Source organism: Paracoccus shandongensis (assembly GCF_017315735.1).
Classification (GTDB): domain Bacteria; phylum Pseudomonadota; class Alphaproteobacteria; order Rhodobacterales; family Rhodobacteraceae; genus Paracoccus; species Paracoccus shandongensis.
Genome location: NZ_JAFLRK010000006.1, coordinates 64110 through 87369, shown reverse-complemented (window position 1 = coordinate 87369; position 23260 = coordinate 64110). Strand labels below are relative to the sequence as shown.

General features: G+C 67.7%; 24 protein-coding genes. 8 read left to right on the top strand and 16 right to left on the bottom strand.

What is annotated here, in order from left to right:
- Positions 1–46: 46 nt before the first annotated feature.
- The gene (locus tag JX613_RS06640; protein ID WP_207100676.1) at positions 47–748 is read right to left on the bottom strand and encodes a rhomboid family intramembrane serine protease; all 702 of its coding nucleotides are present in this window, start codon (positions 746–748) and stop codon (positions 47–49) included.
- Between the two features lie 76 nt (positions 749–824).
- Between JX613_RS06640 and trpS the strand changes: the two genes are divergently transcribed.
- Complete coding sequence (gene trpS / locus JX613_RS06635) at positions 825–1859, top strand: tryptophan--tRNA ligase (RefSeq protein ID WP_207100675.1); 1035 nt, start codon at positions 825–827, stop codon at positions 1857–1859.
- Positions 1860–2171: 312 nt separating this feature from the next.
- Here the strand turns inward: trpS and JX613_RS06630 are convergent, their stop codons facing one another.
- From JX613_RS06630 to rplU, 4 genes are all read right to left on the bottom strand, one after another.
- A complete protein-coding gene (locus JX613_RS06630) occupies positions 2172–3158 on the bottom strand; it encodes an LLM class flavin-dependent oxidoreductase (protein WP_207100674.1) in 987 nt (328 codons plus the stop codon).
- A gap of 139 nt (positions 3159–3297) precedes the next feature.
- Positions 3298–3867: a GNAT family N-acetyltransferase gene (locus JX613_RS06625; protein WP_207100673.1), complete on the bottom strand. Its 570-nt coding sequence runs from the start codon at positions 3865–3867 to the stop codon at positions 3298–3300.
- A gap of 93 nt (positions 3868–3960) precedes the next feature.
- Positions 3961–4233, bottom strand: a complete 273-nt coding sequence (rpmA, locus tag JX613_RS06620) for a 50S ribosomal protein L27 (protein WP_207100672.1) — start codon at positions 4231–4233, stop codon at positions 3961–3963.
- A 12-nt stretch (positions 4234–4245) separates the two neighbouring features.
- Positions 4246–4608: a 50S ribosomal protein L21 gene (gene rplU, locus JX613_RS06615; protein WP_207100671.1), complete on the bottom strand. Its 363-nt coding sequence runs from the start codon at positions 4606–4608 to the stop codon at positions 4246–4248.
- A gap of 264 nt (positions 4609–4872) precedes the next feature.
- Here rplU and JX613_RS06610 point away from each other — a divergent pair, with 264 nt between their 5' ends.
- Positions 4873–5847: a zinc-binding metallopeptidase family protein gene (locus JX613_RS06610; RefSeq protein WP_207100670.1), complete on the top strand. Its 975-nt coding sequence runs from the start codon at positions 4873–4875 to the stop codon at positions 5845–5847.
- Here the strand turns inward: JX613_RS06610 and JX613_RS06605 are convergent.
- Positions 5844–7652, bottom strand: coding sequence for an ABC-F family ATP-binding cassette domain-containing protein (locus tag JX613_RS06605; protein ID WP_207100669.1), 1809 nt, complete (start codon positions 7650–7652; stop codon positions 5844–5846). The genes JX613_RS06610 and JX613_RS06605 overlap by 4 nt on opposite strands.
- A gap of 107 nt (positions 7653–7759) precedes the next feature.
- Between JX613_RS06605 and JX613_RS06600 the strand changes: the two genes are divergently transcribed.
- The gene (locus JX613_RS06600) at positions 7760–8698 is read left to right on the top strand and encodes a nucleoside hydrolase (protein ID WP_207100668.1); all 939 of its coding nucleotides are present in this window, start codon (positions 7760–7762) and stop codon (positions 8696–8698) included.
- Here the strand turns inward: JX613_RS06600 and JX613_RS06595 are convergent.
- From JX613_RS06595 to pyrH, 8 genes are all read right to left on the bottom strand, one after another.
- Entirely contained in the window at positions 8695–9315 is a 621-nt protein-coding gene (locus JX613_RS06595; RefSeq protein ID WP_207100667.1) for an OmpH family outer membrane protein, read from the bottom strand. The two genes, JX613_RS06600 and JX613_RS06595, sit on opposite strands and share 4 nt — an antisense overlap.
- An 8-nt stretch (positions 9316–9323) precedes the next feature.
- Positions 9324–11624 (bottom strand): outer membrane protein assembly factor BamA, encoded by a 2301-nt coding sequence (bamA, locus tag JX613_RS06590; protein ID WP_207100666.1) that lies wholly within the window; start codon positions 11622–11624, stop codon positions 9324–9326.
- 105 nt (positions 11625–11729) lie between these two features.
- Positions 11730–13061 (bottom strand): RIP metalloprotease RseP, encoded by a 1332-nt coding sequence (gene rseP, locus JX613_RS06585; RefSeq protein ID WP_207100665.1) that lies wholly within the window; start codon positions 13059–13061, stop codon positions 11730–11732.
- Complete coding sequence (gene dxr / locus JX613_RS06580) at positions 13058–14215, bottom strand: 1-deoxy-D-xylulose-5-phosphate reductoisomerase (protein ID WP_207100664.1); 1158 nt, start codon at positions 14213–14215, stop codon at positions 13058–13060. Before dxr ends, rseP begins: the two co-directional genes overlap by 4 nt.
- Positions 14216–14218: 3 nt before the next feature.
- Positions 14219–15064 (bottom strand): phosphatidate cytidylyltransferase, encoded by an 846-nt coding sequence (locus tag JX613_RS06575; RefSeq protein WP_207100663.1) that lies wholly within the window; start codon positions 15062–15064, stop codon positions 14219–14221.
- A complete protein-coding gene (uppS, locus tag JX613_RS06570; protein WP_207100662.1) occupies positions 15061–15795 on the bottom strand; it encodes a polyprenyl diphosphate synthase in 735 nt (244 codons plus the stop codon). Before uppS ends, JX613_RS06575 begins: the two co-directional genes overlap by 4 nt.
- 9 nt (positions 15796–15804) lie before the next feature.
- The gene (gene frr, locus JX613_RS06565) at positions 15805–16368 is read right to left on the bottom strand and encodes a ribosome recycling factor (RefSeq protein WP_207100661.1); all 564 of its coding nucleotides are present in this window, start codon (positions 16366–16368) and stop codon (positions 15805–15807) included.
- 105 nt (positions 16369–16473) lie between these two features.
- Positions 16474–17208 carry a UMP kinase gene (gene pyrH, locus JX613_RS06560; RefSeq protein WP_207100660.1) on the bottom strand — a complete coding sequence of 245 codons (735 nt, stop codon included), beginning with the start codon at positions 17206–17208 and terminating at the stop codon, positions 16474–16476.
- 94 nt (positions 17209–17302) lie between these two features.
- On the opposite strand from pyrH, the gene miaA reads away from it, so the two are divergent.
- Together miaA and JX613_RS06550 are read left to right on the top strand one after the other, a co-directional pair.
- Positions 17303–18196: a tRNA (adenosine(37)-N6)-dimethylallyltransferase MiaA gene (miaA, locus tag JX613_RS06555; protein ID WP_419538818.1), complete on the top strand. Its 894-nt coding sequence runs from the start codon at positions 17303–17305 to the stop codon at positions 18194–18196.
- 76 nt (positions 18197–18272) lie between these two features.
- Complete coding sequence (locus tag JX613_RS06550) at positions 18273–19274, top strand: AraC family transcriptional regulator (RefSeq protein WP_207100658.1); 1002 nt, start codon at positions 18273–18275, stop codon at positions 19272–19274.
- Here JX613_RS06550 and JX613_RS06545 read toward each other — a convergent pair.
- Together JX613_RS06545 and JX613_RS06540 are read right to left on the bottom strand one after the other, a co-directional pair.
- Positions 19262–20017, bottom strand: a complete 756-nt coding sequence (locus tag JX613_RS06545) for an RlmE family RNA methyltransferase (RefSeq protein ID WP_207100657.1) — start codon at positions 20015–20017, stop codon at positions 19262–19264. The genes JX613_RS06550 and JX613_RS06545 overlap by 13 nt on opposite strands.
- A gap of 1 nt (position 20018) precedes the next feature.
- On the bottom strand, positions 20019–21140 hold the full coding sequence (locus tag JX613_RS06540) for a Ppx/GppA phosphatase family protein (protein WP_207100656.1): 1122 nt from the start codon (positions 21138–21140) through the stop codon (positions 20019–20021).
- A gap of 130 nt (positions 21141–21270) precedes the next feature.
- On the opposite strand from JX613_RS06540, the gene JX613_RS06535 reads away from it, so the two are divergent.
- The 3 genes from JX613_RS06535 to JX613_RS06525 are packed head-to-tail and all read left to right on the top strand — an operon-like array spanning position 21271 to position 23249.
- Positions 21271–21954 carry an MOSC domain-containing protein gene (locus tag JX613_RS06535; protein ID WP_207100655.1) on the top strand — a complete coding sequence of 228 codons (684 nt, stop codon included), beginning with the start codon at positions 21271–21273 and terminating at the stop codon, positions 21952–21954.
- Complete coding sequence (gene pdxY / locus JX613_RS06530) at positions 21951–22787, top strand: pyridoxal kinase (protein ID WP_207100654.1); 837 nt, start codon at positions 21951–21953, stop codon at positions 22785–22787. The genes JX613_RS06535 and pdxY overlap by 4 nt, the downstream gene beginning before the upstream one ends.
- Before the next feature lie 15 nt (positions 22788–22802).
- Entirely contained in the window at positions 22803–23249 is a 447-nt protein-coding gene (locus tag JX613_RS06525) for a PaaI family thioesterase (RefSeq protein WP_237168398.1), read from the top strand.
- The last annotated feature ends 11 nt before the right edge of the window (positions 23250–23260 follow it).

Genomic DNA, 23260 nt, shown 5'->3' with positions numbered 1-23260 from the left:
ATAACCCTTTCTTGATCTGTGTTCGACCAGCCTAGCACGGGCGCCCTTACCGCGCCCTGATCTGGCGCAAGACCCGCTGCACGCCGCCATCGACCAGCACGAAGCTGAGCAGGAAGCCCGCGCCAAAGCCCGCGATCTCGGCGATCCAGCCATAGCCCGCGCCGCCGAAGACGATGCCGAACACCAACTGGAAGGCCAGCAGCATCCCGATCAGCGTGAAGGCCCGCATCCGGTTGGCATGGACCGTCCCCAACCGCGACCACAGCAGGAAGGTGAAGGCGCCCACCAGCCCATAGACCGCCGGATAGCCGCCGATCAGCGGCCCCGGCCGTCCCGGCAGGACCGAGATCGCCGCCGTATAGACCAGCGCGCCCCCGATGGCCGATCCCAGGAACAGCGCCACGACGGCCCAGGGGCGGAACTCGCGCGCGATCATGTTGCCAAGCGCCAGGGTGAAGACCACCACGAACAGCGCATGGGTGAAGGACGTGTTGACGAAGCTGTAGGACAGGATGCGGTAAGCCTGGTCCCAATCCACCGCGCCCAGTTGCCACATGCGCTGCACCATCTCGGGCGCGAAGGCGGTCATCTGCATGGCCGTCAGCCGCAGGCCCACCCCCTGCGCCCCGCCGACCAGCCCGGTCTGGCCCAGCAGGAACACGATTTCCCCCGCGATGGCCGGCAGGGCCAGCGCCCAGAGAACCGCCGGCAGCGGGTTGAGCGGAGAGACGGGCATGGCCTGGCGCATCGGATTTCCTTCGCGGTTGCGGTCGCTTTGGCCAAGGGCTAAGCCACTGGCAGCGAAAATCCAAGCAGGCCCGCACATGACCGAGACGCCAAAGACCCGTTTCAAACCCCGCATCTTCTCGGGCATCCAGCCCTCGGGCGGGCTGACGCTTGGCAACTATCTGGGTGCGCTCAAGCGTTTCGCGGCCCTGCAGGGGGGCGAGGCCGAGACGATCTATTGCCTTGTGGACCTGCACGCGATCACCGTCTGGCAGGACCCCGAAACCCTGCGCCGCAATATCCGAGAAGCCGCGGCGGCCTTCATGGCGGCGGGCGTCGATCCCGCGCAATCGGTCCTGTTCAACCAGAGCCAGGTGTCCGCCCACGCGGAAATGGCGTGGCTTTTCAACACAGTTGCCCGCGTCGGCTGGATGTACCGGATGACGCAGTTCAAGGACAAGGCGGGCAAGAACACCGAAAACGTCAGCCTTGGCCTGCTGGCCTATCCTGCGCTGATGGCCGCCGACATCCTGACCTATCAGGCAACCGCCGTGCCGGTCGGCGAGGATCAGAAGCAGCACCTGGAACTGACCCGCGACATCGCGGCCAAGTTCAACCACGACTACGGCGTCGAGCAGTTCCCGATCACCGAACCCCTGATTGAGGGCGTGGCGACCCGCGTCATGTCGCTGCGCGACGGCAGCAAGAAGATGTCGAAATCCGACCCCTCGGACGCCAGCCGCATCAACCTGACCGACAGCGCCGATGCGATCGCCCAGAAGATCCGCAAGGCCCGCACCGACGCCGACCCCCTGCCCGGCAGCACCGACGGCTTGAAGGACCGCCCCGAGGCGCGCAACCTGGTCAACATCTATGCCGCCTTGGCGGACGAGACCCCCGACCAGGTTCTGTCCCGGTTCGAGGGCCAGGGCTTCGGCGCCTTCAAGCCCGCGCTGGCGGACCTGGCCGTCGCCTCGCTGGAGCCGATCACGCGGCGGATGAACGACTACATGGCCGACCCGGCGGAAATCGACCGCATCCTTGGCCAGGGCGCGGTTCGCGCGGACGAGATCGCGACCCCGATCCTGGACCGCACCAAGGAGATCATGGGCCTGCTGCGCACCCGGCCCTGATTCGTCCTGCTTCTGCCTGGAAGCCGCCGCTGCCTGGGCATCGGCGGCCTTCCTTTGGCGGCCTGAGGGGATTCGCTTTCGGATCAGGTGCTTGGCAAACTCCCGACTGAAAATATCAACTATATGATTTTGCTGGATTTTTCTTGCGGCTAAAACCGGGCTGCGTTATACGGATCCCAACAAGGCCAGCCAGCGAACCTGCCAGCCAGCTTTCGGACCCAGCAAGCCAGCATCGCGCCAGCCCGCAATGGTCCTGCCAGCACCATGCCAGCCGCCATTGCCCGCAAGACAGCACAGCGCCATCCTGCCAGCCTATAGCGACCCCATGACCTCGGCGCCGATCTGGAAGCTGCGCAGCCGCGCCGCATGGTCGTGGATCTGCCCGGTCAGGATCACCTCGTCGGGCTTATGCTGCGCGATCAGCGCCTGCATCTGGTCCCTCACCTGTCCTGCATCGCCGACCGCGCTGATCTTCAGCGCCTGATCGACCATGCGCCGCATCTGCGGCCCGATTTCGGCATCCAGGTCGCGCACCGGGCGCGGCAGCTTGCCCGGCATCCCGGTCCGCAGCCGCGCAAAGACCAGCTGCATCGAGGTCCGCAGATACCGCGCCTCCTCAGCGTCATCGGCGGCAAAGACGTTGACGGCGATCATCACCTGCGGCCGGTCGTTCCACGGGCCAGGACGGAAACGGTCGCGATAGATGGCGATGGCCTGCTCCATGTCGCCCGGCGCGAAATGGCTGGCGAAGGCATAGGGCAGCCCCAGATGCGCCGCCAGTTGCGCGCCGAACAGGCTGCTGCCCAGGATCCAGACGGGCACATTCGTCCCCTCGCCCGGCAAAGCGCGGACAGCGGCGCCAGGACGTTCGGGGCCGAGGTAATCCAGCAGCTCGACCACGTCCTGCGGAAAGCTGTCGGCCATGGGATCGCGGCGCAGCGCACGGATGACCGCCCCGTCCCCACCCGGCGCACGGCCAAGGCCCAGGTCGATGCGGTCGGGAAAGGCCGTCGCCAGCGTGCCAAAGGCCTCGGCCACGGTCAGGGGCGCATGGTTCGGCAGCATGATGCCGCCCGCGCCCACCCGCATCCGCGATGTCGATTGCGCCACCAGCCCGATCAGCACCGCCGTCGCCGCGCTGGCAATGCCGGGCATGTTATGATGTTCGGCCAGCCAGAAGCGGCGATAGCCCCAGCCTTCCGCCCGGCGCGCCAGGTCAAGCGTGTTGCGGATGGCGTCCCGGGCCTCGAAACCCTCGGGCACCGGCGACAGATCGAGAAGGGAATACGGAATGCTCATACCGCCGAATTATGCTCTCGGTCCCCGAATGCAAGCGGCCGGCTGCAGAATCTGCAACCGGCCTTCTTCTTCACGAAAATATCCTCGGGGGTGAATGGCGCGCCCGCGCGCCAGAGGGGGCGCGAGCGCCCCCTGCGCCTCAGGCCATCTTGCGCAGATAGGTCCAGGTCGGCACCCGGGCATTGCGCGCCACCGACCAGCTTTCGGCATCGCCCAGATAGACGAAGCCACAGTTCGTCAGCACGCGGGCCGATCCGGGATTGTCCTGAAACGCCTCGGCGAACAGGGTTCGCGCCTTGTGGGGGTTGGCCTTGACCAGCGCATCCACCGCCTCGGTCGCGAAGCCGGTGTTCCAGAAGCCTGCGCCGATCCAGAAGCCCAGTTCGGACTGGTCCCCCTCCATCCGCGTCAGCGACACCACGCCCAGCAGTTCGGCCAGATTGTTCCCGAACCCGTCAATGGCCCAGACATCCTCGCTCCGGTCCGACGACAGGGCGCGGGCGACAAAGCCTTCGGACGCGCCGGGCGGCAGCGGATGCGGGATCGCCCGCGTCCCTTCGGCCACGCGCTTGTCGGCGGTGTAATGCGCGATCATCCCCGCGTCGGATGGACGCAACGGGCGCAGGATGAACCGTTCGGTGGCGATGACGGGCTGGTTCAGCGCAGAGTCCGAAATCTTCAGATCGTCCAAGCGCGTTCCTTCCCGCATCGGTGCAGACATGACCATCTTCCCTCCCCGGAAAACAGGCTGGGGGACCGGCTTTCGCCGATCCCCCTGTAACAGTGAAATGTTAAGCTCGGGTTACTCGGCGGCTTCGAGGGTCGCGGGAATCACCGAAATGAAGGTGCGGCCCTTCAGACCTTTCTTGAAGGTCACATGGCCGTCGGCCAGGGCGAACAGGGTATGGTCCTTGCCCATGCCGACATTGGTGCCAGCCCACCACTTGGTGCCGCGCTGACGCACGATGATGTTGCCGGCGATGGCTTCCTGGCCGCCATACAGCTTGACGCCCAGACGGCGACCGGCCGAATCGCGACCGTTGCGGGACGAACCGCCTGCTTTCTTGTGTGCCATGGGTCAGTCTCCTTACGCGTTTTCTTTGGTGCGCGCGCCGACGGCGGTCTTCACGCCGGTCGAGGCCGCGCCTTCGGCCAGAACATCGGTCACCCGCAGCAGGGTCAGCTGCTGGCGATGCCCGCGCGTGCGCTGCGAGCTGTGCTTGCGGCGGCGCTTGACATAGGTGATGACCTTGTCGGCCTTGATCTGGTCGATCACCTCGGCCTGCACGCAGGCGCCGCCCACCAGGGGGGCGCCCAGGGTCGATCCGACCATCAGGATCTCGTTGAACTGGACCTTGTCGCCAGCCGCGGCATTCAGCTTTTCAACGCGCAGGATGTCGCCCGCCTGCACCTTGTATTGCTTGCCGCCCGTCTTCAGAACCGCGAACATCGCTTCGTTTCCTTCATTGCCGCGCCCTATGGCCCCGGATCGTTCCGGCGTCTGGGGTTTCCCCGCCTTCGGACAGCGCATCCCGCGCATGGGGATGTGATTCAAAATAACATGCCGGCCAAGGGCGTTCGCCCGGCCGGTCCGCGTGGATATGGCGGATTCTTCCCCTCAAGTCAAGCATCGGTTGGGCCGCGGAATTTCCGTCGCGGCATGGAACCTTGGCGCGCGGCAAGGTTTTGTCAGCAGCCCTCCAAGGAATCCATCATGCAGAGTTTCACCTGTCCCGCCTGCAGCGCCCGCGTCTATTTCGACAACCTCTTCTGCGCCTGCGGCCAGCCGCTGTTCTACGAACCCGAGGCCCGCGCCATGTGGAACGAGGCCGAGCCCTGCGCCAACCGCGACACGATCCAATGCAACTGGGCCGCCGTCCCGGGCGAGACGCTGTGCCGGTCCTGCGCCCTGTCGGACACGGTGCCCGCGCTGAACGTGGGCGACAACCAGCAGCTTCTGGCGCGGGCGGAACGGGCGAAACGCTGGGTGCTGGCGAACCTGTCGAACTGGCAATGGTTCACGGATGCCGATCAGGGGATGCGGCCCCGCTTCCAGATGCTGTCCGAAAACACCGGCGCCGGGCGGGCCGAGCAGATCATGATGGGCCATGACAACGGCGAGATCGTCATCAACGTGACCGAGGCGGACGAACTGATCCGCGTCCAGCGCCAGCACCAGCTGGGCGAGCAATACCGATCCATGGTGGGCCATTTCCGGCACGAGCTGGCGCATTTCCTGTTCGACCGCCTGGCCGCCGCGCCGGGATTCACCGATCAATTCCGCCCGCTGTTCGGGGACGAGACCGCCGATTACGCCGCCGCCCTGAAAGAGCATTATGACAACCCCAAGGATCCGGGCGAGGATTTCATCACCGCCTATGCGACATCCCACCCGCACGAGGACTGGGCCGAGACTGTCGCCCATCTGCTGCACATGGTCGATTTCACCGACAGCTTCGTCAGCGCCGGGCTGTCGATGAAGGGCATCCCCGAAGGCTATCAGCCCTATGCCGAAGGGGACGCCGACACCCTGCTGAACATCGCGGCCGAGGTGGCCATCGCCATCAACGACATCAACCGCGCGCTGGACAACTCGGACCTGTATCCCTTCATCCTGACGCCGAAGATTCGGGAAAAGATCAAGTTCGCGCATGGCTGGATCAGCAACCATGCCGAACGCGGGGCCTAGGGTGCGGCCTTTTCCTCCAGCGTCAGCCATTCCTCCTCGGCCTCCGACAGGGCCTGCTGGCGTTCGGCCAGCGCCTCGGTCGCCTTCTGGAACTTGGCGGGCGCGGCGGTGAACAGGTCGGGCTGCGCCAGGAATTCGGTCAGCCTGGCGATCTCGGCCTCCAGCCGCTCGATCACGGCGGGCAGCGCGTCGAGGCGGTGGCGTTCGGTGAAGGTCAGGCCTGGCTTGGCGGCCCTGGTCTTTTCGGGTGCGGCCTCGGGCTTTTTCGGCGCGCTGTCCAGGGTGGCGGGCGCATCCTCGCCCCGCTGGGCGCGGTAATCGGACCAGCCGCCGGCATAGACGATGGCGCGGCCGTCGCCTTCCATCGCCACGGTGGTGTCGGCCACGCGGTCGATGAAGTCGCGGTCGTGGCTGACCAGCAGCACGGTGCCGTCATAATCGCCCAGCAGATCCTGAAGCAGATCCAGCGTTTCCACGTCCAGGTCGTTGGTCGGTTCGTCCAGCACCAAGAGGTTCGACGGGCGCGCCATCAGCCGCGCCAGCAGCAGCCGCGCCTTTTCGCCGCCCGACAGGCTGCGCACCGGCGCGCGGGCCTGCGCGTCGTCGAACAGGAAATCCTTGAGATAGGCCACCACATGCCGGGGCTGACCACGCACCATCACCTGGTCCGCCCGGCCCGAGACGCGCATGTCGGGATCGCCCGTCAGCGATTCCCACAGCGTCTGGTCGGGGTTCAGCGCCGACCGCGTCTGGTCGAAGACCGCCGGTTCCAGGTTGGTGCCCAGCGTGACCGTGCCCTGGTCCGGCGCGATTTCCCCAGTCAGCATCTTGATCAGCGTGGTCTTGCCCGCGCCGTTGGGTCCGACAAAGGCCACCCGGTCGCCCCGGTTCACCCGCAGGTCGAAGGGCCGCAGGATCACGCGGTCGCCAAAGGCCTTGGCGATGCCCTTGGCCTCGATCACCTTCTTGCCCGACTGCGGCCCGCTGTCCAACGCCATGGCCGCCGTGCCCTGCCGCCGGATCTGGGCGCTGCGTTCGGCGCGCAGCGCGGCAAGCGCGCGGACGCGGCCCTGGTTGCGCTTGCGGCGCGCGCTGATGCCCTCGACGGCCCAACGGGCCTCGGCCTTGATCTTGCGGTCCAGCTTGTGGCGGGCGTCATCCTCGGCCGACCAGACAGCCTCGCGCCAGTCCTCGAACCCCTCGAAGCCCTTTTCCTGGCGGCGCACCTCGCCCCGGTCGATCCACAGGGTGGCGCGGGTCAGGCGGCGCAGGAAGGCGCGGTCGTGGCTGATGATGACATAGGCCGCGCGGGTCTGCGACAGGTGATCCTCCAGCCAGCCGATCGCCTCGATGTCGAGGTGGTTGGTGGGTTCGTCCAGCAGCATCAGTTCGGGCGCCTGCGCCAGCAGCTGGGCCAAGGCGGCGCGGCGGCGTTCGCCGCCCGATGCGGTATCGACAGGGCGGGCGGGATCGAACTTCAGCCCCTCGGCGGCCATGGCGACGCGGTAGGATTCGGCTTCCGGCAGGCCGGATGCGGCGAAATCCCCCAGGGTGGCAAAGCCCGACAGATCGGGATCCTGCTCCATGTAGCCGGTGGACACGCCCGCGCTGACCACGACCTCGCCCCGGTCCGGCTCGACCAGGCCTGCCATGACCTTCATCAGCGTCGATTTGCCCGATCCGTTGCGGCCCACAAGGGCCACCCGGTCGCCCGGCTGGATGGTCAGGGACAATCCGTCGAACACGGGATCGCCGCCAAAGGTCAGCGAGATGTCGGTCAGTTGTAACAGGGGTGCGCGTGCCATGCCTGCGCCCTATCGCGGGGCGCGCGGGCGGTCAATGGATCGCACGTCGGGGGGCTTGCGTCCCCGGCGTTTCGATCCCACAACAACGGCGCAATTCAGGAGTGAACATGGCCCGCAAGATCATCATCGACACCGATCCCGGCCAGGACGACGCGGTGGCGATCCTGCTGGCGCTGGCCAGCCCCGAACTGCAGGTGCTAGGCCTGACGGCCGTCGCGGGCAACGTGCCGCTGCCGCTGACGGCGCTGAACGCGCGCAAAATCGTGGAACTGGCGGGGCGGCCCGACATCCCGGTCTTCGCGGGCTGCGACCGGCCCCTGGCGCGCAAGCTGGTGACGGCGGAAAATGTCCACGGCCAGACGGGCCTGGACGGGATCGAGCTGCCCGAGCCCACCATTCCCCTGCAGCCGCAGCACGGCGTCGACTTCATCATCGACACGCTGCGCCGCGAACCTGCGGGCACGGTGACGCTGGTGCCCGTCGGCCCGCTGACCAACATCGCCCAGGCCTTCCGCCAGGCCCCGGACATCGTGGCACGCGTCCCCCAGATCGTCCTGATGGGCGGCGCCTATTTCGAGGTGGGCAACGTCACCCCCGCCGCCGAGTTCAACATCTATGTCGATCCCGAAGCCGCCGCCGAAATCTTTGCCGCAGGCGTGCCGCTGGTCGTGATGCCGCTGGACGCCACGCATCAGGCGCTGACCTCTCGCGACTGGATCGAGGGGGTGCGCGCCCTGCCCGGCCGCTGCGGCCCCGCCGTCGCAAGCTGGACCGATTTCTTTGAACGCTTCGACAAGGAGAAATACGGAAGCCAGGGCGCGCCCCTGCACGACCCCTGCACCATCGCCTGGCTGCTGCGCCCCGACCTGTTCGAGGGGCGTCGGATCAATGTCGAGATCGAGACCGAAGGCCGCTTCACCACCGGCATGACGGTCGCCGACTGGTGGCGCGTCACGGGGCGGCCTGCCAACGCGCTGTTCATCCGCCATGTGGACCGGGACGGCTTCTTCGCCCTGCTGAGCGAACGGCTGGCGCGGCTGCCCTAGGGCTGGCCGCCCTTCAGGGGCACCTTTCCCGCGCCGTCGCCCAGTTCCGCGTTCAGCCGCGCGATCAGATCCTGCGTCAGGTCGATGGCGTCCAGCGACACGAAGACCGTGCGCCGGTCCAGCACCGCGACCGCGCCGCGTTCCTGCATCATCTCGCCCATCAGGGGCAGGGCCGCGCGATAAAAGGCCGCGCGGTCGGCCGCGGCCCAGGCGTTCAGATCCTGCACGACCTGCGCGCGCTGGCGCCTGATCTCGGTCGCGCGGGTGTCGAAGGCCTCGGCCTGCTGGCGGAACTCGGCCGGGTCCAGCGTGGCGCGCTGCCGGGTCAGGGCCGCTTCCTCGTCCGATAACTGGGCGGCAAGGCGGTCGTTCTCGGCCTCGATCTTGCCGCCTTCCTCCTCCAGCACGCGCTGCGTGCGCTTGCCCCAGTCGGATGCGGTGAACAGCACCTCCTGATCGACGGTCAGGACCGGGGCCCCGGCCAGGGGCTTGGTGTCGGCCGGCGTGCGGATGGTGCGCGAGGGCAGTTCCGGCGCGGCAGGGGCGCCCTCCGGCCCCTCTTGCGCCAGCGCCCCGCCCGCCAGGACAAGCAGCGCGCAGGCCGCAAGCCGCCGCACGGCCCCCATCAGAACCGCGTCGAGATGGTCAGGTCGAAGTTCTGCTCCTCGTCGTAGTCTTCCTTCTTGAGCGCCTTCGAGAAGTTGAACCGCAAGGGGCCAATGGGCGTCGTCCAGAACAGCGATGCCCCGACCGAGGCGCGGATGTTCATCGAATCGTCCACGATATTGCCCTTGGTCCCGACCGTGTCGTCCAACCCCCAGATAGAGCCCACATCGGCGAACAGACCGCCGGAAATCCCGTATTCCTCGGGCAGGCCCACAGGGAACTGCGCCTCGGTGCGGACCACCCAGAAATAGTTGCCGCCCAAGCCGTCCTGGTTTTCCGCCGCAAGGTCGCGCGGGCCGATGCCGTTGGGCTCGAACCCGCGAATGCGGGTGCCGCCGCGATAGCGGTCCAGGATCCAGGTGGAATAGTCGTCATAGGAATGGATCGCGCCCGCCTCGAATTCGGCGCGCAGGGTCACTTCCTCGCGCCAGGCGGTGCTTTCCACCCCGGCCAGCCCGCTGGTCGTCACGCTTTTCGTGTCGCCGCCAAGCCCCGCGAAATCCTGCGAGAAGCGCAGCTTGTAGCTGGTCAGCGGGTCCAGCCCGGTGACGCGCGTGTCCCACAGATAGCTGTAGCCAAGCGCCGAGGTGACGCGCTGCCCTTCCTCGGCCTGCAGCAGTTCCGAGCTGTCCTCCTCGACCCCGCCCAGGGTTTCCTTGGAAATGCGGTAGCGCAGTTCCAGGCGCCCGTTCTGCGAGATGGGAAACTCGATCGACGGACGGATCCCGACAGACCGGGTGTTGTAGTCCGAGTTCAGGGCTTCCGTGACGTTGTAATAGGTGTTGAACCCGAACCGCAGGTCGCGGCCCAGGAAATAGGGCTCGATAAAGGTCAGCGAGGACGACTGGTCGCCATCGGCGGTGGAAATGGACAGCCCGACCGTCTGGCCCCGGCCCAGGAAGTTGTTTTCCTGCAGGGACGCGTTCAGCCCCACGCCCGAGGACACGCCATAGGACGCCCCGAAGGACAGCGAGCCCGTGGGCTGTTCTTCCACGTTCACATCGACGATCACCTGTTCGTCGCTGCTGCCGGGGCGGCTTTCGACCTGGGCGTCGCTGAAATAGCCAAGCGCGCGGATGCGTTCGGCGGCGTTGCGGATTTCGCGGGGGCTGAAGGGATCGCCCTCGACCGTGTTGAACTGGCGGCGGATCACCTGGTCCAGCGTGGTCGTGTTCCCCTCGATGTCGATGCGTTCGACAAAGACGCGCGGGCCCCGGGTGACGGCGAAGGTCAGGTCCAGCGTCTGGTTCTGGGGGTTGCGCGTCACGCGCGGTTCGATGTTGACGAAGTTCAGGCCCTGCTGGATCGCCACCGTCTCCATCCGGCGGATGGTGTTGTCGATGGCGGCGGGGTTGTAGATGTCGCCCCGCCCGACGCGGTTCTGCGCGGCAAAGGCCGCCGCATCGACGCCCGGGATCTCGGACACGGTGTTGACTTGCGCGAAACGATAACGCGGGCCTTCCTGGATGTTGAAGGTGATGTAGAAGGCGTCGCGTTCGCGCGCCAGTTCCGGGGCCACCGCCTGCACCCGGAAGTCCGCATACCCACGCGAGCGATAGAAGTCGGTCAGCAGTTGTTCGTCCAGTTGCAGCCGTTCGGGCGCAAAGGTGTCGCGGCGGATGAAGGTGCGCAGGATGCCCGCCTGCTTGGTGTCCAGGACGTTGCGCAGGCGGCGGTCGCTGAAGGCGCGGTTGCCGGTGAAGCCGATGCGCTCGATTTCCGTGACATTGCCCTCGCGGACCTCGAAGACCAGGTCCACGCGGTTGTCGCTGCGGCGGATGATGCGCGGATCGACGCGGGCGGCCAGGCGGCCTTGTGCGGCATAGGCCTGGGCGATGTTGTTGGCGTCCTGCAGGGCCTGGCTGGGTTGATAGACCCGGCGCGACTTGCTTTGCACCACCTCGGCCAGTTGTTCGTCCTTGATGCGGCGGTTGCCCTCGAAGCTGATCTGGTTGATCGTGGGGTATTCGCTGACCCGGATCACCAGGACGCCGCCCTGCGGGACGATCTCGACCGTCTCGAACAGGCCGGAATTCTGCAACCGTTGCAGCGCGTCGTTCAGATCGCCCGCCGAGACATCCTGCCCGCGCGCGACATTGGCATAGGACAGCACGGTGGCCGGTTCGACCCGCTGCGCGCCCTCGATGCGCACGTCGTTGAAGACATAGGCTGCCGCAGCACCCGGGATCAGCACCGCCGGGGCCGCGATCGTCAAGGCGGTCATCAGCGCGACAGCGCCCTTGCCCAGTTTCCGTGTCATTGCTGCCCCTCTTGCCGTCAGCCTGAAACGGCGCTGTTTTCAGCACCTTCTTTTGCACCAAGCTTGTGCATCAATCCGTCCGCCCTGTCAAAAGCGCATCGCGGCTCAGGGGCAGAAAAGATCGTTGGTGAGCCCGAAAATCATCAGCGACAGAACCGCCGCCATGCCGACCGCCGTCAACAGGTTCAGCGCCTTGTCCGAAGGCGGGCGGCCGGTCACCGCCTCCCATGTGTAGAACATCAGGTGCCCGCCATCGAGGACCGGGATCGGCAGCAGGTTCAGGAACCCGATGGCCGCCGACAGCACCGCGATCCACCACAGGAAATTGCCGCCCCCCGCGCTGGCCGCCTGGCCCGTGCTTTCCGCGATGCTGATCGCGCCGCCCAGGTTGCACGTCCCGATCTGGCCCGAGATCATCGCCCACATCCCCGACAGCGACGAGGCGACGATCCCCCAGGTCTGCCCGACGCCCAGCCAAAGGGATTCCAGCGGCCCGGCGCGGCGGGTGGCGGGGGCAAAGAAGCTTTCGCCACCCGTCACGCCGATCAGCCAGCGGCGCTCATAGCCGCCGCCATCGGCGGGCAGATCCTGCATCTTGGGGGCCAGCGTGTAATCCGCGACGCCCGTTCCCGGACGCCAGACCTGCAGGGCCAGCGGCTGCCCCTCGGCGGCCTCGACCGCCTCGCGCATCTGGGTGAAGCGGCTGACGGGCTGGCCCTCGATGGCCACGACCACATCGCCCGCGCGCAAGCCTGCATCGGCCGCCGCGCTGCGGGGGGCGACGCCGCTGATGCGGGCCGGCATGGGGTCGGGACCGCGCACGGCGATCTCGGCCCCCTGGCGCAGGACGCGCCAGTCCTGGTGATCGGCGACGGGCAGCGTTTCCGCGATCCGGCCGATGTCGCGCCAGCTTTCCACCGGCTGGCCGCCCACGGCCAGGATCCGGTCGCCAGGCTGCAAGCCGTTTACCACGCCCGGCGGAGCCTCGGCGATGGTTCCGACCTGCGGTTCGTCCGTGGGCAATCCCTGGACCAGCGCGAAGCCGCCAAAGACCAGGATCGACAGCACGAAGTTGAAGACCGGCCCCGCCAGCAGGGTGGCAAAGCGCGCCCACAGCGGCGCGCCGGACAGCGTCTGCCGCCGCAAGGCCGGATCGACGGGGCGGCCGGTGCCCGCGCTGGCGGCATTGGCGTCGCCCAGGAAGCGGACATAACCGCCCAGCGGGATCGCCGCCACCTGCCACAGCGTGCCCCGCCGGTCGCGGCGCGAGATCAGGCGCGGGCCAAAGCCCACGGAAAACACCTCGGCCCGGATGCCCGACAGCCTGCCGATGTAGTAATGGCCGAATTCGTGAACGGTCACGATCACCGCCAGGGCCAGGAAGAACGCCGCCAGCGTCCACAGCGTGCTGCCGAATTGGGGGATCAGGTCACTCATGCGGCGGCTTCCTTGCGTGCTTCGCGGTCCCAGTGCAGGACCGTCTCCAGGTCCGCCGGATCATCGCCGAAACCGCCCCGCCCCGACAGGGCCCCCAAGGTCATTTCCACGCGAGGAGCCATGGCCGTGAACCCGATCCGCCCGGCGATGAAGTCGTCCAGCGCCTGTTCCTTGGCCGCGTTGAAGACCGCCCCCGCCATGCCGCCCGCCGCCATCACCTCTCGCGCCAGGCGCAAGGCGGGCCAGCGGGCCTCGTCCGGGGCGCGGAAGGTCAGGCTGCCAAGCGCCGCCAGATCCAGCGGCGCCACCGGCAGGGGCGCGCGGCGGGGCCAGTTCAGCGCATAGCCGATGGCATGGCGCATGTCGGGCGCGCCCAGATGGGCGATGGTGCCGCCATCCACATGGCTGACCATCGCGTGGATGATGGATTCCGGGTGGACCAGAACCCTGATCTGGTCCGGGCGCAGGCCAAAAAACTCTTTCGCCTCGATGACTTCCATCGCCTTGTTGAACATCGACGCGCTGTCGATGGTGATGCGCTGGCCCATGGCCCAGTTGGGGTGGGTCGAGGCCTCGGCCACCGTCGCGGCCGCCAGCCGTTCCAGCGGCCAGTCGCGGAAGGCCCCGCCGGATGCGGTGATGGTCACGTTCTTGACGGAATCGAGGTTGTCCTGGCCAAGCGCCTGAAAGACAGCGGAATGTTCCGAATCGACCGGCAGGATGGTGGCCCCGCTGGCCTTGGCCGCACGGCGCAGCAAGGGCCCCGCGCAGACCAGCGATTCCTTGTTGGCCAGCGCCAGCACGCCCCCTTGGGCAAGCGCCGTCAGCCCCGGCACCAGCCCCGCCGCGCCGACAATGGCCGACAGCACCCAGTCGGCGGGACGCTGCGCCGCCTCGACCAGGGCCTGCGGACCCGCCGCAGCCTGAACCCCGCTGCCCGCCAGGGCCGCGCGCAGGTCGTCCAGCAATTCGGGATGCGCGGTCACGGCGACCTCGGCCCGCAGATCGCGCGCCATCTGCGCCAGCCGCGCGATGTTGCGCCCGCCGGTCAGCGCGACCGTCTGGTAAGCCGCAGGCCCGCCTGCCCGGCGGATCAGGTCAACGCCATTCGCCCCGACCGAGCCGGTGGCCCCGAAAATCGAAATCCGTCGCATTCGTCAATTCACCGCGGGCAAGGCCGTCAACAGCCCGATCAACATGGTGGCCAGCACCGCGCCCGTCACGGCATCGAAGCGGTCCATGAAGCCCCCATGCCCGGGGATCAGGTTGGAACTGTCCTTGACCCCGGCCCGGCGCTTGAGCCAGCTTTCGGCGATGTCGCCCATCTGGCCCGCCAGGCAGACGATCGGCGAACACCAGACCAGCATCGCATCGCCGCGCCCAAGCCGCCACAGCACGGTTCCCAGCAGCAGCGCGCCGATCCACCCGGCCACGGTCCCCGACCAGGTCTTCTTGGGGCTGAGCGAGGGCCAGAACTTCGGCCCGCCGATCATGCGGCCGAAGAAATAGCCCGCCGTGTCAGACACGATCACGATCCCCATCAGCCACAGCACGAAGTTCAACCCGTAGGCCTCGCGGAAGCCGACCAGGCCATAGGCCACCAGCATGATCGCCAACCCGAAGATCGCATAGGTCCAGCGGTCGCGCGTCGCGGCGCCGGGGATGCCCGCGACCAGCGGGAACAACAGCGCCAGAACGGCAGCCGGATGGCCGAACATCGTCGCCACGACCTGCGACATGAAGGCGATGACCGCCAGCGCAAAGGGCCGCCAGGCGCCGAAGATGCCGGGATGCAGGCGGGGGTTCTTCCAGCCCGTCATCGCCGCCAGTTCCCAGAAGGTGATGGCCGAGATCGCAGCCAACGCCAGCCGCAGCCAGACCCCCGTCGCCACCGCCAGCATGATGCCGATGCCCAGCAGCACCAGCGTCGAGGCGACACGGCGCGACAGGTCGGCCCATTTCCCCGGCGGGGGCTTCAGCGCCTGGACGCGCCCCGCGCTCATACGCCCCCGAAGCGGCGGTCGCGCATCCCGAAGCGGTCCAGGATCTGCGCAAGGTGGTCAGGGGTGAAATCCGGCCAAAGCGTCTTCGTGAATTCGTATTCCGCGTAAGCCGCCTGCCAGGGCAGGAAGTTCGAGGTCCGCGTCTCGCCCGAAGTGCGGATCACCAGGTCCGGGTCGGGATGGCCCGCCGTGTCCAGGCAGGCGGACAGGTCGGCTTCGGTCGGCGTCTCGATCTCGCCCCGCGCGATCTTCTGGGCAAGGCGCGTGGAGGCGCGGGTCAGTTCATCCCGGCCACCATAGTTGATGGCGACCGTCAGGTTCAGCCGGGTGTTGCCCGCCGTCCGCGCCTCGATCGAGGACATCAGCGCGCGCAACTTGTCGTCCAGCCGCTCGCGCCCGCCGATGAAGCGCAGGCGCACGCCCTCGGCGGCCATGCCCTCGGCCTCGTACTGGATATAGCGGCGGAAGATCTTCATCAGGCCAAGGACTTCCTCGGTCGACCGCTTCCAGTTTTCCGTGGAAAAGGCGTAAACGGTCAGCCAGTTCACGCCCAGGTCGGGACAGGCGCGGACGATCTGCTTGACGCGCTCGGCCCCCCGGCGGTGGCCGACAAGGCGGGGCCAGCCGCGCTCGGTCGCCCAGCGGCCATTGCCGTCCATGATGATCGCGACGTGACGAGGCCGCTGATCGACCCCGCCCGATAACAGCAGCGGTGCGGTTTCAGCGGCCATTCTTGTCCCTCAGACCTGCATGATTTCGGCTTGCTTGCCTTCAAGCGCCTGATCGACAAGGGCGATCATCTTGTCGGTCAATTCTTGCACGGCGGTTTCCCAGAACTTCTGGTCATCCTCGGGCATGCCGTTCGACTTGCCCTTCTTGATCTGGTCCATGCCGTCGCGGCGCACGTTGCGGATCGCGACGCGGGCATGTTCGGCATATTGGGCCGCGACCTTGGTCAGCTCGCGCCGGCGTTCCTCGTTCAGCTCGGGGATCGGCAGCATGATGATCGTGCCGTTCGTCTGGGGATTGATGCCCAAGCCGGATTCGCGCAGCGCCTTTTCGACCTTGCCGACCATGCCCTTGTCCCAGACGTTGATCGTGACCATGCGCGGTTCCGGCACGTTGACGGTGCCCAGCTGGTTGACCGGCGTCATCTGGCCATAAGCCTCGACCTGCACCGGCTCGACCATGGAGGCCGAGGCGCGGCCCGTGCGCAGCGACGCGAATTCATGGCGCAGGCTTTCCATCGCCCCTTTCATCCGCCGTTCCAGGTCGTCGATGTCGATTTCGATGTCCTCTGCCATGGAAACTGCCCTCATCTTGATTTTGTCCGCTTGTAGCGGGATTTCCAAATCTTGGCAAAGCCTTTGCCCGTAAAATGCGCCAGGCTTCGCCAGCAAGGCCGCGGCCTAGATATGCACCCGCGTATAGGTGCCCCGGCCTTCCAGGATGCCCCGGAAGCCGCCCGGCTCGTCCAGCGAGAAGACGATGATCGGCAGGCGGTTGTCGCGGGCCAGCGCAATGGCGGATGCGTCCATCACGCCCAGGTGCTTCTGCAACACCTCGTCATAGCTGACCTCGCCGTAACGCTTTGCATCGGCGTGCTTTTTCGGGTCCTTGTCATAGACCCCATCGACCTTGGTGCCCTTGAAGATCGCCTCGCAATTCATCTCGTTCGCGCGCAGCGTGGCGGCCGTGTCGGTGGTGAAATACGGGTTCCCGGTGCCGGCGGCAAAGATCACGATGCGCTTCTTTTCCAGGTGCCGGATGGCGCGGCGGCGGATGTATGGCTCGCAGACCTCGTCCATGCGGATGGCGCTGATGACGCGGCAATGCAGGCCCTTGGCCTCCAGCGCGGATTGCATGGCCAGCGCGTTCATGACGGTCGCCAGCATCCCCATGTAGTCGGCTGTCGTCCGCTCCATCCCCTGGGCGCTGCCTTGCAGGCCCCGGAAGATGTTGCCGCCGCCGATGACCATGCAGACCTCGACCCCCATCTTCTGGACCGATTCGACCTCGTCGGCGATGCGCGCGACGGTGGGGGGATGCAGGCCATAGCCTTGATCGCCCATCAGCGCCTCGCCCGAGATTTTCAGCATCACCCTGCCGTATTGCGTGGGCGCCGCGTTCTGATGATCGGTCATGTCCATTCCTTCGTATCCAGCGCCGGTCGCTTTCATCGCGGCGCAAAATGTCGCAAAAGGCGCCGGTGTTCAACTGCCCGGAAACCGCCCCATCGTGACCCCTCTGCATCAGATCGACCCTGGGCGCCACCTGCTGATCGCGGGCCCCACGGCCAGCGGCAAGTCGGCGCTGGCCCTGACCGTGGCGCGCGAACAGGGCGGGCTGGTCGTCAACGCCGATGCCTTGCAGATCTGGTCCTGCTGGCGGGTGCTGACCGCGCGTCCGACGCCCGGGGACGAGGCGGCCACCCCCCACGCGCTTTACGGCCATGTCGCCCCTGGCGTGACCTATTCCGTGGGCGACTGGTTGCGCGACGTGGCGAGCCTGCGGGACCGGCGGTTGATCGTGGTGGGCGGGACCGGGCTTTACCTGACCGCGCTGACGCAGGGGCTGGCCTATGTCCCGCCCGTGCCCCCTGCCATCCGGGCCGAGGGGGACGCCCGGCTGGCGGTCGACGGCGGGCTGGCGCGCATGGTGGCAGATCTGGACCCCGCCACCCGCGACCGCATCGATACCCTGAACCCCGCCCGCGTCCAGCGCGCGTGGGAGGTGCTGACCGCCACCGGGCGCGGGCTGGCCGACTGGCAGGCCGACACACCCCCGCCGCTGATCGCCCCGGCGGATGCGCAGCGCATCCTGGTCACGGCGGATCGCGACTGGCTGGCCGACAGGATCGCCCACCGCTTCCACGCGATGATGCAACAGGGCGCGCTGGAGGAGGCGCGCGCCATGCTGCCGCAATGGGATCCCGCGCAGCAATGGGCCCGCGCCATCGGCGCGCCCGACCTGGTGGCGCATCTGCGGGGCGAGATCGACCTGCCCACCGCGACCGAGCGCGCGATCATCGCCACGCGCCAATATGGCAAGGCGCAGCGCATCTGGTTCAGGGGGCGGATGAAGGACTGGCAGCCCGTCCAGGCTGACGCAAAAAGCACAGGAGGCAACTGATCGCCCACGACGGCGTTGAGTTTCAAACATTCATCGGCAACAATTCGCTTATTGTCCTTTTTGTCAGGCGAATCTCATGTCGGCGTTCGAGCATTCGCAGTGGAAAGACGGCTTTCCCTTCTCGCCCAGCCAGATCCGGGCGGGGCGGCACCTGGGGGTGGACGGGGTCAACGCGCCCGTTATCGCCGACGCGTCCCCGCCACCCGCCGGTCCCCCGGCAGCCCCGCAGCCCCAGCACCGCCCCGAGCCCGCCGCGCTGCAACCCGCCTGGCGCGAGGCGCATCCCGTCGCGCGGCAAAGCGGCATCCGCCTGCTGCCACTGGCGGCCTTCCTTTGGGGCAGCCGGGCCAATCCGCCGCAGCCCCGCACCCGCCCCGATCATGTGCTGGTCTGGGTGACCCAGGGGCGCGTGCAGCTTGATTTCCCCCGCGACCGCCTTTGCCTGCGGCCGGGCGAGTTGCGCTATATCCCGGCGGGCACCGCCTTTGCGGCCTCGCCCGCCCATGGAACCACCGGCCACGTGGCGCTGATCTCGGCCCGGTTGGGGGCGCAGGCGGTGCCGCCCCTGCCCGATCATGTCCTGGCCGCGCAGGTCGGCAGCCATGCCCCGCAGTTGGAGGCCACGCTGCGCGAGATCGGGGTCGAGACGCCGGGCGGCGATCCCGGAACCCTGTCCTGCCTGATGAACCTTTTGTCGCTGCGCCTGCGCCAGCTTGCGCCGGGCCGGGCGCCCGATAGGACAGAGACCGGCTTTCCCGACCGCCCGCTGATCGACCGCTTCCTGGCGCTTGCCCGCGAACAACTGGGCGAATCCCGGTCCGTGGCGGAACTGGCCGCCGACCTGGGCAGCAGCACGCTGCAACTGGACCATGCCTGCCTTGCGGCCCATGGCAAGCGCGCGGTGGAACTGATCCACGAATTGCGGCTGGACTGTGCGGCCCGGATGCTGCGCGAAACGACGCATCCGACGCAGCGCATCGCGGTGGACCTGGGCTATTCAAGCCACGCTCATTTCATCCGCGCCTTTGTAGCCGCCACGGGGCGCAGGCCCGAGGTGTTCCGCGCTCAGTCCCGCTGATCGGCCCGCTGATCGGCCTGCCTTCCGCGAAACCCCGTGGCGACCACGAATTTCTCGGACGAATCGCTGCGGCTGGCGGGCGGCTTGACGTTGGCGACCTTGTCGAAGTTGCGCTTCAGCATGGCCTGCATCTCGGTTTCCGCCCCGCCCGCCAAGACCTTGGCGACAAACGTTCCACCGGGTTCGAGGACATCGAAGGCGAAGGCCGCCGCAGCCTCGACCAGGGCCACGATGCGCAGGTGGTCGGTCCCCTTGTGTCCGGACGAGGCGGCGGCCATGTCCGACATGACCACATCGGCAGGCCCGCCCAGCCATTCCTTGACCTTGGCGTCGGCGCCGTCCTCCAGGAAATCCAGCTGGTGAATCTCGGCCCCCGCGATCGGATCGACCTCTTGCAGATCGACGCCCAGAACCTTGCCGACGGCCTTGCCGCCCTTCTCGCCCAGGGCATTGACGCGACCGACGGCGACCTGGCACCAGCCGCCGGGCGCGCAGCCCAGATCGACCACGCGCGCGCCGGGCACCAGAAAGCGATACTTGTCATCCAGCTCCAGGATCTTGAAGGCCGCGCGTCCGCGATATCCCTCGCGCTTGGCGCGGGCGACATAGGGGTCGTTCAACTGCCGTTCCAGCCACAGCGTGCTGGACAGCTTGCGGCCCTTGGCGCTCTTGACCCGCACGCGCAGGTCGCGCGCGCCGCGCCCGCTGGATTTCCCCTCGCGGCTGGTGGGTGCCTTTGTCATCTCATGCCACTCCGTTCAATCCATCGGCTGCCAGCACCCCATCGCGCACCATCTGGGCGTAAAGCAACCCCTCTCGCAGCCCGCGGTCGGCGACCGACAGCTTGCTGGTGGGCCAGATCCGCATCAGGGTTTGCAGGATCGCCGCGCCTGACATGATCAGCGCGTGGCGTTCGCGCCCGATGCGCGGGTCGGCGCGGCGTCCGTCGGGGCCAAGCTGCAGGTATGAATGGATCACCCGGTCGATCTGGGTGCTGGTCATCTCCAGCCCGTCCACCTTGGTCCGGTCATAGCGGCGCAGGCCCAGGAAGCTGGCCGCGACCGTGGTGACCGTCCCCGAGGTGCCGATGATCTGGAACCCCTCGTCCGGCGAGCCTTGGGCATAGGGGGTGAAGCCCGCCAGCATTTCCTCGAAATACCAGGACATCAGGGCAAAGCGGCCCCCGTCGTCCTCGACATCGGCGAACTGGTCGCGCAGGGTCGCCACGCCCAAGGGCACGCTGATCCAGTCCACCACGCGGGCCCCGCCCGGCTGCGGATTGCCGAAGCCGTCCGACAGCCGCATGATCGCGCGCGGGCGTTCCTTGGGCTCCACATCCTCCAGGTCGATCCAGACAAGCTCGGTCGATCCGCCGCCGATGTCGACGACCATCAGCGTTTCCGTCTTGTGGCTGACCAGCGGCGCGCAAGAGATCACGGCCAGACGGGCCTCCTCCTCGGCGGTGATGGTCTCGATCTGCAACCCGGTTTCCCGCCGGATGGTGCGCAAAAGGTCGCGGCTGTTCCGCGCGCGGCGGCAGGCCTCGGTCGCGACCAGGCGCATGTTGCGCACGCGGTGCTGTTCCAGCTTGCGCCGGCAGACCTGCAGGGCATGGACCGTGCGGGCCATGGAACTGCGCGACAGGCGGCCAGACGCCTCCAGCCCCTGGCCAAGCTGCACCGGCTTGGAGAAGCTGTCGATGACCTGGAACTGACTGCCCTTCGGTCGGGCAATCAGCATCCGGCACGAGTTTGTGCCAAGGTCGAGGGCAGCGTAAAGCGCCCCCTCCTCGGGGTTTCGGGTGCCGGACGGCTCTACCGCGGTTTTCGGGAACGCGTCCGCACCCGCAGGACGCTTGGGCGTCATGACGATACGCCCTCCGATATCAAGTTGAACAAAACGTAACCTGCGCCCCCCGACCATTCAAGGGGCGCTGAATCGCTGATTGCCGACGCCGTGCCAATCGGTTGATAACGGTGTCAAGTTTGCCCTTGGAATGACCATGCCGACCACCCTGTTGACCGGACCTGTCGCGCCCCTTGCCGGGTCCGACGCGACAAGCGCCATCGCCAAGACGCCGGTGACTGCCCCGCTGTGGCTGGGGGCCGAGGGGTTGCAGGGCGACGCCCAGGCCGACCGGCGCGTCCATGGCGGGCCGGAAAAGGCCCTCCACCATTATCCCTGGGATCATTACGCGGCGTGGCGCGCGGACCTGGGCAGCCTGCCCCTGCTGGACGCGCCCGGGGCCTTTGGCGAGAACATCTCGGTCGCGGGGCTGACCGAGGATGGCGTGGCGGTGGGCGACATCTTCCGGCTGGGCGGCGCGCTGGTGCAGGTCTCGCAAGGCCGCCAGCCCTGCTGGAAGCTGAACCACCGCCTTGGCGTGCCCGACATGGCGCGCCGCGTGCAGGACACGGGCCGCACGGGCTGGTATTACCGCGTCCTGCAGCCGGGCATGGTGGCACCCGGCGATGATCTGGCGCTGATCGACCGGCTGACCCCGGACTGGACGCTGCGGCGGTTGTGGCGGGCGATGTATGTGGACCGCCTGAACCGCGCCGAGCTGGAGGCCATCGCCGCCCTTGACGTGCTGGCCAAGGGTTGGCGCCGATACGCGCAACGCCGCCTGGACAGCGGCCGGGTCGAGGACTGGCGCCCCCGGCTGGAGGGGCAGGCATGAAGCCGCCGCTGGTGATCTCGATCCAAAGCCAGGTCGTCCACGGCCATGTCGGCAATTCCGCCGCCGTCTTTCCCATGCAGGCGGCGGGGCTGGAGGTCGCGGCGATCCCCACGGTGATCTTTTCCAACACGCCCGACTATCCGACGCTGCGCGGCGCGCCGGTGGCCCCGGACCTGTTCGCCGACCTGCTGCTGGGCGCGTGGGAACGTGAATTGCCGCAGCGCGCGGCGTGGCTGATGACCGGCTATATCGGATCGGTCGAGGTCGCGCGGCTGGCGGCGGATTTCGTGGCGCGCGCCAAGGCGGCCAATCCGGGCCTGCGATACCTGTGCGACCCGGTGATGGGCGATCACGGGCCGGGCCTCTATGTGCCCGCCGAACTGGCCGCGATCATGCGCGACCGGCTGCTGCCGCTGGCCGATCTGGCGACGCCCAATTCCTTTGAACTGGGCCACCTGACCGGCCGCACGATCACCGCCATGGCCGACCTGCACGCCGCCGCCGCCGATCTGCGCATGGCGTCGGGGGCCACGCTGGTCGCCACCGGCTGCGTGCTGGGGGACAGCCCGGCGGGTCATCTGGAAAGCGTGATCCTTGGCCCCGACGGGGCGACGCGGCATCCGACACCACGCCTGCCCGTCGCGCTTCCTGGCACCGGCGACCTGTTCGCCGGGCTGATCGTAGCGTCCCTGGGCCGGGGCCGCAGCCTGCCCCAGGCGGTGGAAACGGCGCAGGATCTGACATCGGCGGCGCTGGCCCATGCCGACCGCATCGGCGCGAACGAGGTCGTGCTGTCCGACCCCGGCTTCCGCGCCGCCCTGCTGACCCTGTAGCCACCGGAGGAGATGATGGAGATTGGCAGCGACCTGCCCGACGCGACCGTGGCCCGCATCCGCGACAGCTTTGACCGCCAGGGTCTGATGCGCCTGCTGGGGGCCGAACTGGCGGATGTGAGGGCCGGGCTGGTCACGATCCGCCTGCCCTTCAAGCCGGACCTGACCCAGCAGCACGGCTATTTCCACGCGGGCGGCACGGCCTCGGTCGCGGATTCGGCGGGCGGCTATGCCGGGTTCACGCTGATGCCCAACGACAGTTCGGTCCTGACGGTGGAATTCAAGCTGAACCTGATCAACCCTGCGCAAGGCGAATACCTTGAGGCCACGGGCCGCGTCGTCAAGCCGGGCCGCACGCTGACCATCTGCCAGCTGGAAGTCTGGGGTGTCACGCCGGGCAAGCGCATCCATGTGGCGACAGGGTTGCAGACGCTGATCTGCGTGCAGGGCAGGCCAGCGTGACATCCCTGTCC

Coding starts and splice junctions, on each gene's coding strand:
- frr (WP_207100661.1), bottom strand. CDS start 16,368: ATGGCAGAGGACATCGAAATCGACATCGACGACCTGGAACGGCGGATG.
- JX613_RS06640 (WP_207100676.1), bottom strand. CDS start 748: ATGCGCCAGGCCATGCCCGTCTCTCCGCTCAACCCGCTGCCGGCGGTT.
- rseP (WP_207100665.1), bottom strand. CDS start 13,061: ATGAGTGACCTGATCCCCCAATTCGGCAGCACGCTGTGGACGCTGGCG.
- JX613_RS06545 (WP_207100657.1), bottom strand. CDS start 20,017: ATGACAAAGGCACCCACCAGCCGCGAGGGGAAATCCAGCGGGCGCGGC.
- JX613_RS06630 (WP_207100674.1), bottom strand. CDS start 3,158: ATGAGCATTCCGTATTCCCTTCTCGATCTGTCGCCGGTGCCCGAGGGT.
- JX613_RS06605 (WP_207100669.1), bottom strand. CDS start 7,652: ATGGCACGCGCACCCCTGTTACAACTGACCGACATCTCGCTGACCTTT.
- pdxY (WP_207100654.1), top strand. CDS start 21,951: ATGAAGCCGCCGCTGGTGATCTCGATCCAAAGCCAGGTCGTCCACGGC.
- rplU (WP_207100671.1), bottom strand. CDS start 4,608: ATGTTCGCGGTTCTGAAGACGGGCGGCAAGCAATACAAGGTGCAGGCG.
- JX613_RS06535 (WP_207100655.1), top strand. CDS start 21,271: ATGACCATGCCGACCACCCTGTTGACCGGACCTGTCGCGCCCCTTGCC.
- bamA (WP_207100666.1), bottom strand. CDS start 11,624: ATGACACGGAAACTGGGCAAGGGCGCTGTCGCGCTGATGACCGCCTTG.
- JX613_RS06525 (WP_237168398.1), top strand. CDS start 22,803: ATGGAGATTGGCAGCGACCTGCCCGACGCGACCGTGGCCCGCATCCGC.
- pyrH (WP_207100660.1), bottom strand. CDS start 17,208: ATGACCGATCATCAGAACGCGGCGCCCACGCAATACGGCAGGGTGATG.
- JX613_RS06600 (WP_207100668.1), top strand. CDS start 7,760: ATGGCCCGCAAGATCATCATCGACACCGATCCCGGCCAGGACGACGCG.
- uppS (WP_207100662.1), bottom strand. CDS start 15,795: ATGGCCGCTGAAACCGCACCGCTGCTGTTATCGGGCGGGGTCGATCAG.
- JX613_RS06550 (WP_207100658.1), top strand. CDS start 18,273: ATGTCGGCGTTCGAGCATTCGCAGTGGAAAGACGGCTTTCCCTTCTCG.
- JX613_RS06575 (WP_207100663.1), bottom strand. CDS start 15,064: ATGAGCGCGGGGCGCGTCCAGGCGCTGAAGCCCCCGCCGGGGAAATGG.
- rpmA (WP_207100672.1), bottom strand. CDS start 4,233: ATGGCACACAAGAAAGCAGGCGGTTCGTCCCGCAACGGTCGCGATTCG.
- JX613_RS06540 (WP_207100656.1), bottom strand. CDS start 21,140: ATGACGCCCAAGCGTCCTGCGGGTGCGGACGCGTTCCCGAAAACCGCG.
- JX613_RS06610 (WP_207100670.1), top strand. CDS start 4,873: ATGCAGAGTTTCACCTGTCCCGCCTGCAGCGCCCGCGTCTATTTCGAC.
- dxr (WP_207100664.1), bottom strand. CDS start 14,215: ATGCGACGGATTTCGATTTTCGGGGCCACCGGCTCGGTCGGGGCGAAT.
- JX613_RS06625 (WP_207100673.1), bottom strand. CDS start 3,867: ATGCGGGAAGGAACGCGCTTGGACGATCTGAAGATTTCGGACTCTGCG.
- trpS (WP_207100675.1), top strand. CDS start 825: ATGACCGAGACGCCAAAGACCCGTTTCAAACCCCGCATCTTCTCGGGC.